The following is a 14,102-nucleotide window of genomic DNA, read 5'->3' as shown; positions in this document are numbered from 1 at the left end:
CAAACCTCCGGACCGGCCCCCACGCATGTTCGAGGCCCCGATATCAGTCCTCGTACGCATCCAGCGGCGGGCAGGAGCAGACCAGGTTCCGGTCGCCGTACGCCTGGTCGATGCGGCGCACCGGCGGCCAGTACTTGTCGGCGGCCACCACGCCGGCCGGGAACACGGCCTCCTCGCGGCTGTACGCGTGCTCCCACTCACCGCCGAGCGCCGCCGCGGTGTGCGGGGCGTTGCGCAGCGGGTTGTCATCGGCGGGCCAGTCGCCGCCGACCTTCTCGATCTCCGCGCGAATGCTGATCATCGCCTCGCAGAACCGGTCGATCTCGACCAGGTCCTCGCTCTCGGTCGGCTCGATCATCAGCGTCCCCGCGACCGGGAACGACATGGTCGGCGCGTGGAAGCCGTAGTCGATGAGCCGCTTGGCGATGTCGTCGACGCTGACACCGGTCGCCTTGCTCAGCGGGCGCAGATCGATGATGCACTCGTGCGCGACGAGCCCGCCGGGGCCGGTGTAGAGCACCGGGTAGTGCGGCTCGAGACGCTTGGCGATGTAGTTCGCGGAGAGCACCGCGACCTGCGTGGCGCGCTTGAGCCCCTCACCGCCCATGAGGCGTACGTACGCCCAGGAGATCGGCAGGATTCCGGCCGAGCCCCACGGCGCCGCGGAGATCGGACCGACGCCGGTCTCGGGTCCCGCGGCGGGCTGCAGCGGGTGGTTGGGCAGGTACGGCGCGAGGTGCTCGCGCACACCGACCGGGCCGACGCCGGGGCCACCGCCGCCGTGCGGGATGCAGAAGGTCTTGTGCAGGTTCAGGTGCGAGACGTCGCCGCCGAACTTGCCGGGCTGGGCGAGGCCCACCAGGGCGTTGAGGTTCGCCCCGTCGACGTAGACCTGGCCGCCCGCCTCGTGCACCTGGGCGCAGATGTCGGCGACGTGCTCCTCGAAGACACCGTGCGTGGACGGGTAGGTGATCATGAGCACGGACAGTTCGTCGCGGTGCTTCTCGATCTTGGCGCGCAGGTCCTCGACGTCGATCTCGCCGTCGTCGCTGGTCTTCACGACGACGACCTTCATGCCGGCCATCACGGCGCTCGCGGCGTTGGTGCCGTGCGCGGACGACGGGATGAGGCAGACGGTGCGCTGCTCGTCGCCGTTGGCGCGGTGGTAGCCGCGCACGGCGAGCAGTCCGGCGAGCTCGCCCTGCGAACCGGCGTTGGGCTGCAGCGAGACCTTGTCGTACCCGGTGACCTCGGCGAGCCGCTCCTCCAGCTCACGGATGAGCGTCAGATAGCCCTGCGCCTGCTGGGCGGGCGCGAAGGGGTGCAGCTGTCCGAACTCGGGCCAGGTGACTGGCTCCATCTCGGTGGTCGCGTTGAGCTTCATGGTGCAGGAGCCCAGCGGGATCATGCCGCGGTCGAGCGCGTAGTCGCGGTCGGCCAGCTTGCGCAGGTAACGCAGCATGGCGGTCTCGGAGCGGTACTGGTGGAAGACGGGGTGCGTGAGGTACTCGTCGCCGCGCAGCAGCTCCGCGGGGAGCGAGTCCTCGGTCCGGGCGTCGAGCGCCTCGATGTCGGCCTCGACCCCGAACGCGCCCCAGATCGCGGTCAGTTGCTTGCGCGTGGTGGTCTCGTCGCAGGCCAGGGAGACGTGGTCGGCGTCGACCTGGTGGATGTTGACGCCACCCTCGCGGGCCGCCGCGACGAGCGCCTCGGCCCTGCCGGGCACCCGCACGGTCAGCGTGTCGAAGTACGCGCCGTGCACGACCTCGACCCCGCCCGCGGTGAGCCCCGCGGCCAGCACGGTCGCGTAGCGGTGGGTACGCCGCGCGATGGCCTTGAGTCCCTCCGGCCCGTGATAGACGGCGTACATTCCGGCCATCACGGCGAGCAGCACCTGAGCGGTGCAGATGTTGCTGGTGGCCTTCTCGCGGCGGATGTGCTGCTCACGCGTCTGCAGCGCGAGCCGGTAGGCCTTGTTGCCGTCCGCGTCCACGGAGACGCCGACGAGCCGCCCCGGCAGGCTGCGCGCGAACTTCTCGCGCACCGCCATGTAACCGGCGTGCGGGCCGCCGAAGCCCATCGGGACGCCGAAGCGCTGCGTCGTGCCGACGGCGATGTCGGCGCCGAGCTCACCGGGCGAGGTCAGCAGCGTCAGGGCCAGCAGGTCGGCGGCGACGGAGACGATGGCGCCGAGCTCGTGGGCCTGCTCGATGAGCGGCTTTATGTCGCGTACGGCACCCGAGGCGCCGGGGTACTGGATCAGCACGCCGACGACACCGCGCTCGGCGACCTCGGCCGGGATGCCCTCGCTCAGATCGGCGACGACGACCTCGACACCGGTCGGCTCGGCACGCGTCTGGATCACGGCGATGGTCTGCGGCAACGCGTCGGCGTCGACGAGGAAGACACCGTCCTTGACCTTGCCCATGCGCCGCGACAGCGCCATGGCCTCGGCGGCCGCGGTCCCCTCGTCGAGCAGCGAGGCGCCGGAGGTGGGCAGCCCCGTCAGCTCGGCGACGACGGTCTGGAAGTTGAGCAGCGCCTCGAGGCGGCCCTGGGAGATCTCGGGCTGGTACGGCGTGTAAGCGGTGTACCACGCGGGGTTCTCCATCACGTTCCGCAGGATCACCGGCGGCGTGAAGGTCCCGTAGTAACCGAGCCCGATCATGGAATCGAGGACCTGGTTACGGTCGGCGAGGGAGCGCAGCTCGGCGAGCACCTCGGCCTCGGTGCGCGCCCCGGGCAGGTTCAGCGCCTCGGCGTTCTTGATCACATCCGGCACGGCGGCCGCGGTGAGCTCGTCGAGCGAGCCGTACCCGACCTGCGCGAGCATCTTGGCCCGTGCTTCCACATCGGGACCGATGTGCCGCTGCTCGAAGGGAATGCCCTGTTCGAGCTGGGAGAGCGGGATACGAGGTGTGGCGGTCATTGCGGAGGCCTCCTGGTCTGACGCGACCTGCGAGGGGCACCACGGCGCGGGTACCCGGACGGCCTCCCCCTCTGTCATCTCAACCTGAGAGTTTCACCGGTCCGTGCCCCGCGAGAGGCGCCGTACCGGCTTTCACCGTCGGTGAGGAAGGGGACCGGACGTGCCCGCCCGACGCCCGCCCTACTTTCCAGAGTGACCTCGTCCGTGCGGTACAGGGGCCTGAGAGATTCCGGGGAGGAGTTGCTCCTTCGGCGCCTCCGGTGTCTCGACCGGAGAGCTCTCCCGCACGGGGTCAGCAGCCAAGCGCCAGCCTACCAGCGAGGACCGTGACCGTTCCCTCGAGTGGCCACCTGCCCCGAAGTGCTCTTTCGTAGTGATTGCGAACGAACGAGGATGAGTTACGCCCCACTTCGACAAGCCTCGACCAGTTGGAGGGCCCGTGCAGACCGACATCGATCCGCGCAATTTGATCGGCCGGAAGGCGTTCGACCGGAACGGGGCCAAGATCGGCACGATCGACGAGGTCTATCTCGACGACGCGACCGGCGCCCCGGAGTGGGCCGCCATACGCACGGGCCTGTTCAGCCGGGACACCTTCGTCCCCCTGGAACCGAGCGAGCTCAGGAGCGACGGCACCCTGCACATCCCCTTCGAGCGCTCACTGATCAAGGACGCCCCCGATTTCGGCGTGGGCCGCCACCTCTCCCCCGAACAGGAACTGCAGCTCTACCACCATTACGGCCTGGACATCACGCCTCCGCCGTCCACACCACCACCGGACAAGGACTTCGGCAACATCGCGGGGCAGGAGAAACCCTGACACCCGCGCGGCAGCCCAGGTGACCCCGGCGGGACAGGCGCCCCCGGCGTCACCGCGGCTCCACCGCCCCGGGAGCCGCCACCAGGGGCAACGGCTCCGCGGGCTCGAGCGCCGGATCATCCGTACGGAACGTCCGCACCCGCCCCGGCATGGTCGACTCGGGCGTCTCGAAGCGCACCGTGACCCGCCCCAGGCCACTGCCCTGCACCCAGCCGTACCCGTACTCGGCATGCCGCACGTCGTGCCCCGCGGCCCACCGCCGCTCGGCCGGAACGGCCGGCTCCACCCCCGCCTCGGCCATGGGCTGCGCCACGGCCTCCCCGCCCCGCTCCTCCTCCGTCTCCTGCTGCGTCTCCGGTGCCTCCGTGGCCTCGGCCCGCGCCTCGGCCTCCGCCTGGGCCTGCGCTTGCGCGAAGAGGTCCTCCTGCGTGTAGTCCGCGAGCCCCGTGACGCCCACTCCCAGGAGCCGCACCCCTCCGGTGGTGTCCACGGACTCCAGGAGCCGCGCGGCGGCCTCCCGCACCACCCCGTGGTCGTCCGTGGGCCCACGCAGCGTCTCGGAGCGCGTCAGCGTAGAGAAGTCGAACCGCCGCACCTTCAGGACGATGGTCCGCCCCGAGTGCCCGGCCGCCCGCAGCCGCTCCACACAGCGCTCGGCGAGCCGCGCGACCTCGCCCCTGACCCGTACCCGGTCATGGATGTCCACGTCGTACGTGTCCTCGACACTGACCGACTTGGATTCCCGCTCTGCCACCACGGGCCGCTCGTCCCGCGCCAGCGCCATCGCGTACAGCGCGCTGCCGTGCGACTTCCCCAGGAGCCGCACGAGCTCGTCCTCGCCCGCCTCCGCGATCTCCCCCACGGTCGTGATCCCGCCCCGCCGCAGATGGTCCCCGGTGGCAGGACCGACGCCGGGCAGCGTCCGCACCGGCATCGGGGCGAGCAGGTCCCGCTCGGTGCCCGGCACTATCAGCCGCAGCCCGTCGGGCTTGGCCTCCTCCGAGGCGATCTTCGCCAGCATCTTGGACGCGGCGAGCCCGACCGACCCCGCGAGCCCCGTCACCGCCTTGATGTCCGCGCGCAGCCGCTCGCCCACCTCCAGCGCGGACGCCCGGTCGTCGGCCACCCCGCCGGCCTCCAGGTCGACGAAGGCCTCATCCAGGCTGAGCGGCTCCACCAGCGGCGACAGCTCCCGCAGCAGCGTCATCACCTGGTCGCTGATCTCGCGGTAGAGCCCGAAGCGGGGCACCAGATAGGCGGCATTGGGCGCCAGGCGCCGCGCCTGCCCCATCGGCATCGCCGAGTGCACACCGAACTTCCGCGCCTCGTACGAGGCCGTGGCCACCACGCCCCGCGGCCCCAGCCCGCCCACGACCACGGCTTTCCCGCGCAGACTCGGCTTCGCGGCCTGCTCTGCGGACGCGTAGAAGGCATCCATGTCGAGATGCAGGATCGTGGGCGCGGTTCTCACATCTCTGATGCTGCCTTACGCCACTGACAACGCGGCCTCACACGGCCCTGTTGCGCCGCCTCGCGAGCTCATCGGCGGGGTTCTGGCGCACCAGCGTCTCGCCGGTGTCGATCCGCTCCCCGTGCAGCTGCGAGAGCGCCGCCTCCACGTCCCGCCACACGACGCCCACGGCGATCCCGAAGATGCCCTGGCCGCCCTGGAGCAGGTCGTGGACCTCGTCGGGCGACGTGCACTCGTAGACCGTCGCGCCGTCGCTCATGAGCGTCATCCGCTCCAGATCCTTGAAACCGCGGTCACGCAGATGCTGGACCGTGGTCCGGATGTTCTGCAGGGACACACCCGTGTCGAGGAAGCGCCGCACGATCTTCAGGACGACGACGTCCCGGAAGCTGTAGAGCCGCTGGGTCCCCGAACCGCCCGCGGACCGCACACTGGGCTCGACGAGGCCCGTACGGGCCCAGTAGTCGAGCTGTCGGTAGGTGATCCCGGCGGCCGCACACGCGGTGGGACCCCGGTAACCGATCTGTTCCTGTTCGGACTGTCCGGACGTGGCGTCCCCGCTCCCCTGAACGCTCCCCTGAACCACCATCGGCCTCTGCGGAGAGGGACCGGCAGTGCTGGTGTGAAGCGGATACGGCCCACCCATCGCCGCACCGTCGCCGCTGCTTCTCACGCCGACCTCCGTCCTTGACCTGCCTTCACGACGGTAGGCAGTCACCAGGGGCTCGTCAACGATCGCCACACTCGGCACGCCGAGTGATAATCACCCTAAGAGTGGTTTGCTGTCCCGCACTGCCGGGAAAGGCTAGCCGGATGGCCGGCCGGGCCCTCGGAAGCGACGGCCTATTGGCTGTTGGTGCCGAAGTCCTCGGGAGAGATCTGGTCGAGGAACTCGCGGAACTTCTCCACCTCGTCCTCCTGCTCGTCCGGAATGGCGATGCCCGCGTCGTCGAGGACTCCGTCGCTGCCGTAGATCGGCGTTCCCGTACGGAGCGCGAGCGCTATGGCGTCGGACGGCCGGGCGCTCACCTCGACTCCACTGGCGAAGACCAGCTCCGCGTAGAAGACACCTTCCCGGAGGTCCGTGATGCGCACCTCGGTGAGCTCCTGACCCACCGCCTCCAGCACGTCCTTGAACAGGTCGTGGGTCAGCGGCCGTGCGGGCGCCATCCCCTGCTGTGCGAAGGCGATCGCGGTCGCCTCCCCTGGTCCGATCCAGATGGGGAGGTATCGATCGCCTCCCACTTCACGCAGGAGCACGATCGGTTGGTTGGAGGGCATTTCCACCCGGACACCTACGACGTCGAGCTCGTTCACACAGCAACCCTAGGACGTGCCCGGCCGGTTTGGGTAGTCGGGCACCCCCTGAGTCAGGGCAACCGGACCCCGAGCGCCGTCTGTACCAGTGCAGAATGCAGCTTTCCGGTCAGCCCGGCGAGTTCCTTCGTACGGGCTTCCGCATGGGCCCTGGTCTGCGGATTGCGGTGCCGGCGCAGCGGCGCGACGACCTGGTCGACCAGACCGGCCTCGCGTTCGGCCGCCGTTTTCACGGCGCGCAGATGCCTGGGTTCGATACCGAATCGCCCAAGTTCGACGACGAGCGCGGCGACCGTCACGGCCTCCGCGTCGTAACCACCGTCCGGCAAGGGCACGATGAGCCCGTACGTCTCCCAGTCGGCGAGCTGCTCCGCGTCGATCTCGGCGGCTGCCAGGAGCTCCGCACGGCCCACACGGGCGGCAGTGGGCTCCACGGCGTCACTCACGCCCCAGGCGTCACCGGGCTCGCGCGGCTGCCCCAGAGAGGGCACAGAGACCCGCTCTCCGCGCTCCAGGGCGTCAAGGTGCTCCCGGATCACCTTGAGCGGCAGATAGTGGTCCCTCTGCATCCTCAGGACGTGACCGAGCCGCTCGACGTCCTGGGGGCTGAATTTGCGGTAGCCAGAGGGCGTGCGCTCCGGCTCGATGAGCCCCTCCGCCTCCAGGAACCGGATCTTGGAGATCGTGACCTCGGGAAACTCGTCACGCAGCGCGTTCAGCACCGCGCCGATGCTCATCTTCCGATGGTCCTCGGCGGCGGTGCCGTTCCCGGCACCGCCCCTCGGTGTTTGAAGCATGGACCTTCCTGGGGGTCCCCCCGGACGACGTCCGGGGGAGGATCAGATGCCGATGCCCCGCTGGCTCGCGTAGAAGACCAGCCGGTACTTGCCGATCTGCACCTCGTCGCCGTTCGACAGCGCGACCGAGTCGATGCGCTCCCGGTTGACGTACGTGCCGTTGAGGCTGCCCACGTCGGCGACGGTGAAGGAACCGTCCCCGAGACGACGGAACTCCACGTGACGGCGCGAGACGGTCACGTCGTCCAGGAAGATGTCGCTCTGCGGGTGGCGCCCCGCCGTGGTCAGCTCGCCGTCCAGAAGGAAGCGGCTGCCCGAGTTCGGCCCACGGCGCACCACCAGGAGCGCGGAACCGAGCGGCAGTGCGTCTACGGCGGCCTGGGCCTCCGGCGAGAGGGCGGGCGAGGCGGTCTGCCCCGTCACCTCCGCGTCGTAGGCCTCCAGGCCAGAGATGGAGATCGTCGAGGTCGTCTCGGACGGACGCTCCGGCGCCGCCCCGGCCCGCAGCGGCGCGCCGCAGTTGGAGCAGAACCGGCTCGCCTCGGCGTTGCGGTTCCCGCACCTCGTACACACCAGGGCCATGGACGGATCCTCCTGCCGCGGCTGCCCCGCGGGGGCATTCGATGCGTACGGATCGGGGGTAAACCCTCCACCCGTACTTGAGGTTGACGGTTCTCCGAAACCTATGCGGCCCGGACCGGCAGGGTCAACAGACGACGCGCCCTGCGCGCCCGAAATGTCACCGCCTGGCCCACCGACCTGGTCACGGAACATCGGGCGCTCGGCGCCCTGCTCCTCGGCATCTCCATGGCGCGGGGCACGGTGCCGGGCCGTGGCGGGATTGCCACTGTCCTCACGTGCGCTCTTGCCGAACAACTTCGCAAACAACTTCACGGGCGATTCCCCTTGACCGAAACAGACCCGCCCGTGGGGCAGGACGAACCCTGATTGCACACACCGGCGTACATCGGCAGCACAGACATCCTCACAACGTCCGTATCCACCAAACAGTTTCCACCACGCACCACGCTTACAGTGCGCCGACCCCCCGCAACCTCATGCCCTTGACCGGCGGCCCCCATGCGCCCCCGCCTCACTGGGACGACGACCGAGCGTAGTCAGGCCGCTTCGCCGCTCGCAAGGCGTCCACCACGATCTTCTCCGCTCGCGTCACGGTGGCGGTGGCCTGCTCCTTCTCCAGAGTCTGCACCACTCCACCTGGGATGTTCAGCGCCGGCTCGAGGTCCTGCGGCTTGCCGATCACCTTGAACCGGTAGGGCTTGCCGACCTTGCGGCCGTCCACCCGGACACCACCACTGTCCGTATCCGAAAGATAGGTGCTGGCCACTACGCGTACATCATTGATCTGGATGGCCTCGGCCCCCGCGGCACGCAACTCCTGGATGGCGTCAAGCAGCATGTCCGCCTTGACCGACCCCTTCTTGTCATCGATGGTCAGCGTGATTCCAGGACCCTGCGCCGCCACGGTGCCCGCCAGAATGCCGAGTTGACGCTCCTTCTCGACAGTCTGCTTGCGGGCCTCCTCGGCCTGGTCCGAGCTGTTCTCCAGCCCGGTGCGCTGGTCCTCGAGACGCTGCTTCTCACCTTCCAGACGCTGTGTACGGTCATCGAGTTCATCGAGGATGCGTACGAGATCTTCCTGACGTGCCCCGCGCAGCGCACTGCTGTCGTTGTTGGAGCGCACCTGGATGGCGAGACCGAGCCCCAGCACGAACAGCAGCAGGGCCACGATGAGTTGCGGGCGCGTGACGCGAGGCGGCCACAGCCCCTGGGCCAGCCGCTGCCGGCCGCTGAGCGGCGCCTTCCCGTCCTGCGGCTCGTCACGTCGCGCGTCCTGCGGCTCGTCCCGCTCGGGCGCCGCGCCGTCCCCGGGCTCCGCGGGCACGCTGCGCACCTCGGCGGGCAGCTCCCTGCTCCGGTTGTCGCCCCCGGGCGTCTCCTCCGTACCCATCCGCGTCACGCCCTGAAGACGTGTCGGCGGATGGCGGCGGCGTTGGAGAAGATCCGGATGCCGAGCACCACCACGACACCGGTGGAGAGCTGGGCGCCCACGCCCAACTTGTCGCCGAGGAACACGATCAGGGCCGCCACGACCACGTTCGAGAGGAACGACACCACGAAGACCTTGTCGTCGAAGATGCCGTCGAGCATCGCCCGCAGGCCTCCGAACACCGCGTCGAGTGCCGCCACCACGGCGATCGGAAGGTACGGCTCGACCACGGCCGGAACCTCGGGCCGGACCAACAATCCGGCCACGACTCCCACGACGAGGCCCAGTACGGCGATCACGATGTGCCCTTTCCTGCCTTCGGCTCTGCTGTACGTACGGTCACACTCGGTGCTGCCGGCAGTCGGACGTCATCGTGGACGGAAATGCTGGTCCGGACGCCGAAGTTCTCCTGCAGAGCATGCAGATACTGACCGTCGCGACTGTTCTGGAATCTCGTGCTCAGACGCTGCCCGTCGCCTACGGCAAGAACCGTATACGGCGGCACCAGCGGCTTGTTGTCGACCAGTATCGCGTCCCCCGCGGCCCTGATCGCCGACAGCGCCGTCAGCCGCTGGTCGTTGATGGCGATCGCCTCCGCGCCGGACTGCCACAGGCCGTTGACGACCCGTTGCATGTCACGGTCGCGGACCCGACCGGTGTCGGAGAACCCCGCGCTCTCGCGCGGCCCGCCCCCGCCCTGGTCGGCTTCCTTGGCGTCGTCCACCACAAGCTTCACACCGGTCCCATGGACCTTGGTGGCACCGGAGAGCAGGGACACCAACTCGCCCTGGCTGCCCCCGTGTTTCTTCAGCGCCTCACGCTGCCGCTCGCCCACGTCGTCGCGGAGCGTCTCGACGTCCCCTTCGAGCTCGTCGGCGTCCGAGGTCGCCGACTCGATCCGGTCGATGAGCTCCGCGCGCTCCTTGGCGACGACCGGAGCCGCTATCCGCGCCTGCGCGGCACCCACCGTCACCACCAGGGCCGCGAGCACAAGACCGAGGGCCAGACCGAGTTTCGCCCGCAAGGGACGTGGCACGCCACCGGCACCGGCGGCCTTCTTGCGGGCAGCCGCCTCGGCGTACCCCTCGTCCAGACTGTGGTCCATGACCGTGTTCAGCAGCGACATGGAGGCGTCCGGACGCCGGGGGCGCGAGGGGGTGCTCCGAACGGGGGGCTGCTGCGGCATGCCGCACATCGTCGCACGTCGCGGGCGCTACCTCCGAATGGCCCCACCGGTCGGCCGGACGGCACCCCGCAAGGGTGCCGTCCGGCCGGAGCCTTCGGTCAGCGACCGGCGCTGTCCACCACGGCGGACCACTCGTCGAGCAACGCCTGGGCCGACGCGTCGTCGGGCCCCTCGGCCCACAGATGGGTGACGGCCTCCGCCGGGTCGGGCAGCACCAGCACCCACCGTCCGTCGGACTCCACGACCCGCACGCCGTCGGTGGTGTCCACCGAACGCTCCCCCGCGGCCTCCACCACGGTCCGCATCACGAGTCCCTTGACCGCCCACGGCGTCGCGAGATCACGCCGCAGCACATGGGCGCGCGGGATACGCGCGTCGATCTGGCTCAGCGTGAGCTGCGTACGCGCCACCAGGCCGATGAGCCGCACGAAAGCGGCCGTACCGTCGAAGACGCTGCTGAACTCGGGAATGATGAACCCGGCCCGGCCGTCGCCACCGAAGATGGTCGACTCGTCACGACCCACGCGCGTCAGATCGTCGGGCGACGTGGTCGTCCAGTCCACCTGCGTCCCGTGGTACGCGGCCACCTGCTCGCCGATGCGCGTCGTCGTGACCGGCAGCGCGACCCGACCGCTGCGGCGCTCCGCGGCGACCAGGTCGAGCATCACGAGAAGCGCCCGGTCGTCCTCGATGATCCGCCCCTTCTCGTCGACGAGCGAGAGCCGCTCACCGACCGGGTCGAAGCGCACACCGAAGTCGGCACGCGACGACGCCACGATCTCGCCCAGTCGCACCAGGCCCGACCTGCGGGCCTCATGGGTCTCGGTCGGACGCGACTCGTCGAGCCCCGGGTTGATGGTCAGGGCGTCGACGCCGAGCCGCCCCAGAAGGCTCGGCAGCACAAGGCCCGCACTTCCGTTTGAGGCGTCGACGACGACCTTCAGATTCGACTCGGCCACACCCGTGGTGTCGACATTGCGCAGCAACGAACCCGTATAGGAGTCGAAGACACTGGACGGGAAGTGCAGATCCCCGATCTCCCCGGGGAAGGCCCGCCGGTACTCCTGGCGCGCGTACACCCGGTCCAGCTTCCGCTGGCTCCCCTGCGAAAGGTCGGCTCCTCGCCCGTCGAAGAACATGATGTCGACGGAGTCCGGAACCCCGGGCGTCGTCCGGATCATGATCCCGCCGGCACTGCCCCGCGCCGTCTGCTGCCGCGCCACGGGCAGCGGTACGTTCTCCAGGTCGCGTACGTCGATGGCACTGGCCTGCAGGGCAGAGATCACCGCTCGCTTCAGCGCCCGCGCGCCTCGTGAATGGTCACGGGCCGTGGTGACGGTCGAGCCCTTCTTGAGGGTCGTGGCGTACGCCCCCGCGAGCCGCACCGCGAGCTCCGGGGTGATCTCCACATTCAGGATGCCGGAGACACCGCGCGCCCCGAAGAGATGCGCCTGGCCCCGGGACTCCCAGATGACGGAGGTGTTGACGAACGCGCCGGCCTCGATCGTCTTGAACGGGTACACCCGGACATTGCCCTGGATAATCGATTCCTCACCGACGAGGCACTCGTCGCCGATGACGGCGCCGTCCTCGATGCGGGAGGCCCGCATGATGTCGGTGTTCCGCCCGACGACACAGCCCCGCAGGTTGCTGTGCTGGCCGATGTAGACGTTGTCGTGCACGACGGCCTTGTGCAGGAAGGCGCCGGCCTTCACCACGACGTTCGATCCCAGCACCGTGTGCTCGCGAATCTCGGCGCCGGCCTCCACCTTGGCGTAGTCACCGATGTAGAGCGGACCGCGCAGGGTGGCGTCGGGGTGGACCTCGGCGCCTTCGGCAACCCACACACCGGGCGAGATCTCGAAACCGTCGAGTTCGACGTCGACCTTGCGTTCCAGTACGTCGGCCTGAGCCTTCACATAGCTCTCGTGCGTGCCGACGTCCTCCCAGTAGCCCTCGGCGATGTACCCATAGATGGGCTTGCCTTCCTTCATCAGCTGCGGGAAGACGTCACCGGACCAGTCCACCGACACATCGGCGTCGACGTAGTCGAAGACCTCGGGCTCCATGACGTAGATGCCCGTGTTCACCGTGTCGGAGAAGACCTGCCCCCAGGTCGGCTTCTCCAGGAAGCGCTCGACCTTTCCTTCTTCGTCCACGATGGTGATGCCGAATTCCAGCGGGTTGGGGACGCGCGTCAGACAGACGGTGACAAGCGCGCCCTTCTCCTTGTGGAAGTTGATCAACTCGGTGAGGTCGAAATCAGTCAGTGCGTCCCCGGAGATCACGAGGAAGGCATCGTCCTTCAGTGCTTCCTCGGCGTTCTTCACACTCCCGGCAGTGCCGAGTGGCTTCTCCTCATTGGCATAGGTGAGCTCCATCCCGAGCTCTTCACCATCGCCGAAGTAATTCTTGACCAGGGAGGCCAGGAACTGGACTGTCACTACGGTCTCGGTGAGCCCATGCCTCTTGAGCAGCCGCAGCACATGCTCCATGATGGGCCTGTTGGCCACAGGCAGGAGCGGCTTGGGCATGCTCGAGGTCATAGGGCGAAGGCGCGTGCCTTCGCCTCCGGCCATTACGACGGCCTTCATGTCGGAAGCGTCCTCCTCAATAGACGACGATCTAGCCGACTTAGCCAGCCGAAATAGACCCGTGAATGTCGCTCACGGGACTGCAAGCCTCTACAGCTACTAAATCAGCGAGCTCAATCGGCCGTGGTGTCTGCACGGACAAGGCGGCGGACCTGGACCACGTAGAGGATCCCTGCCCACCAGTACAGACTTGTACCCCATCCTGCGAACGCCCATCCGAAAATAGCAGCGAGAGTGTTGATCCAGCCACTTCCATCACTGAGGAGCAGTAGTGGAAAGGCGTACATCAGGTTGAAGGTGGCAGCCTTGCCCAGGAAGTTCACCTGGGGCGGCGGATAGCCGTGACGCCTGAGGATCCAGACCATCACCAGCAGCATCAGCTCACGCAGCAGCAGCGCCGCGGTCAGCCAGAGCGGAAGAATCTCCCGCCATGTGAGCCCGACCAACGTCGACAGGATGTAGAGCCGGTCAGCGGCCGGATCGAGCAGCCGCCCGAGGTTGCTGATCTGGTTCCAGCGGCGGGCCAGCTTGCCGTCGAGATAGTCGCTGATGCCGCTCAGCATCAGCACCAACAGCGCCCAGTGGTCACTCTTGGGACCGCCGAACTCCGGCCTGAGGATCAACCACAGGAAGAGAGGTACGCCGACGAGGCGCGCCATGCTGAGGATGTTCGGGATGGTGAGGACCCGGTCCGTCTGGACGCGAGTTTCCTGGACCTCCACCCGGGGGCCTCCTGTGGGAAACGAGCCGATGATGCCCCCTGACCTTACCGTCAGTTGTCAGCCGGCGGTGCAGAGGGGTGACCCGAGACCGGAAAGGCCCTGGAAACACAAAAAGCCGTGGCCCCTGGACAATAAGTCCAGGGGCCACGGCTATAAATTGAGTTCGGCGGCGTCCTACTCTCCCACAGGGTCCCCCCTGCAGTACCATCGGCGCTGTGAGGCTTAGCTTCCGGGTTCGGAATGTAACCGGGCGTT

12 protein-coding genes, 1 rRNA gene and 1 riboswitch are annotated in these 14,102 nt (G+C 68.6%); of the genes, 1 reads left to right on the top strand and 12 read right to left on the bottom strand.

The annotated features are described in order from the left end of the window. Positions 1 to 43 precede the first annotated feature (43 nt). Positions 44 to 2,929: an aminomethyl-transferring glycine dehydrogenase gene (gene gcvP, locus ACWFRU_RS16880; RefSeq protein WP_453687636.1), complete on the bottom strand. Its 2,886-nt coding sequence runs from the start codon at positions 2,927 to 2,929 to the stop codon at positions 44 to 46. A 197-nt stretch (positions 2,930 to 3,126) separates the two neighbouring features. Beyond that, positions 3,127 to 3,224: riboswitch (glycine riboswitch) on the bottom strand. 144 nt (positions 3,225 to 3,368) lie between these two features. On the opposite strand from gcvP, the gene ACWFRU_RS16875 reads away from it, so the two are divergent. Beyond that, positions 3,369 to 3,749 (top strand): PRC-barrel domain-containing protein, encoded by a 381-nt coding sequence (locus ACWFRU_RS16875; protein WP_453687634.1) that lies wholly within the window; start codon positions 3,369 to 3,371, stop codon positions 3,747 to 3,749. Positions 3,750 to 3,798: 49 nt separating this feature from the next. Here the strand turns inward: ACWFRU_RS16875 and ACWFRU_RS16870 are convergent, their stop codons facing one another. From ACWFRU_RS16870 to rrf, 11 genes are all read right to left on the bottom strand, one after another. Next, positions 3,799 to 5,220 carry a DNA polymerase IV gene (locus tag ACWFRU_RS16870; protein ID WP_453687632.1) on the bottom strand — a complete coding sequence of 474 codons (1,422 nt, stop codon included), beginning with the start codon at positions 5,218 to 5,220 and terminating at the stop codon, positions 3,799 to 3,801. 37 nt (positions 5,221 to 5,257) lie between these two features. Further along, positions 5,258 to 5,893 (bottom strand): MerR family transcriptional regulator, encoded by a 636-nt coding sequence (locus tag ACWFRU_RS16865; protein WP_453687630.1) that lies wholly within the window; start codon positions 5,891 to 5,893, stop codon positions 5,258 to 5,260. A 170-nt stretch (positions 5,894 to 6,063) separates the two neighbouring features. After that, complete coding sequence (locus ACWFRU_RS16860; protein ID WP_006123076.1) at positions 6,064 to 6,537, bottom strand: bifunctional nuclease family protein; 474 nt, start codon at positions 6,535 to 6,537, stop codon at positions 6,064 to 6,066. A gap of 53 nt (positions 6,538 to 6,590) precedes the next feature. Then, positions 6,591 to 7,334: a transcriptional regulator FtsR gene (gene ftsR / locus ACWFRU_RS16855; protein WP_453687628.1), complete on the bottom strand. Its 744-nt coding sequence runs from the start codon at positions 7,332 to 7,334 to the stop codon at positions 6,591 to 6,593. A gap of 42 nt (positions 7,335 to 7,376) precedes the next feature. Beyond that, positions 7,377 to 8,345, bottom strand: coding sequence for an FHA domain-containing protein (locus tag ACWFRU_RS16850; RefSeq protein ID WP_160510116.1), 969 nt, complete (start codon positions 8,343 to 8,345; stop codon positions 7,377 to 7,379). An 82-nt stretch (positions 8,346 to 8,427) separates the two neighbouring features. Next, entirely contained in the window at positions 8,428 to 9,306 is an 879-nt protein-coding gene (locus tag ACWFRU_RS16845; RefSeq protein ID WP_453687627.1) for a DUF881 domain-containing protein, read from the bottom strand. A 5-nt stretch (positions 9,307 to 9,311) separates the two neighbouring features. After that, positions 9,312 to 9,644 carry a small basic family protein gene (locus ACWFRU_RS16840; RefSeq protein WP_003988855.1) on the bottom strand — a complete coding sequence of 111 codons (333 nt, stop codon included), beginning with the start codon at positions 9,642 to 9,644 and terminating at the stop codon, positions 9,312 to 9,314. Next, positions 9,641 to 10,540, bottom strand: a complete 900-nt coding sequence (locus tag ACWFRU_RS16835) for a DUF881 domain-containing protein (protein ID WP_453687625.1) — start codon at positions 10,538 to 10,540, stop codon at positions 9,641 to 9,643. Before ACWFRU_RS16835 ends, ACWFRU_RS16840 begins: the two co-directional genes overlap by 4 nt. An 89-nt stretch (positions 10,541 to 10,629) precedes the next feature. After that, positions 10,630 to 13,125 (bottom strand): sugar phosphate nucleotidyltransferase, encoded by a 2,496-nt coding sequence (locus ACWFRU_RS16830; RefSeq protein ID WP_453687624.1) that lies wholly within the window; start codon positions 13,123 to 13,125, stop codon positions 10,630 to 10,632. Between the two features lie 113 nt (positions 13,126 to 13,238). After that, complete coding sequence (locus ACWFRU_RS16825; protein ID WP_363213459.1) at positions 13,239 to 13,847, bottom strand: CDP-alcohol phosphatidyltransferase family protein; 609 nt, start codon at positions 13,845 to 13,847, stop codon at positions 13,239 to 13,241. A 161-nt stretch (positions 13,848 to 14,008) separates the two neighbouring features. Beyond that, positions 14,009 to 14,102 (bottom strand): 5S ribosomal RNA (gene rrf, locus ACWFRU_RS16820); the annotation flags it as partial.

The sequence above is a fragment of the Streptomyces sp. NPDC055099 genome (assembly GCF_053607685.1).
The sequence above is the reverse complement of the archived record's forward strand: the minus strand, read 5'-3'. Positions and strand labels throughout refer to the sequence as shown.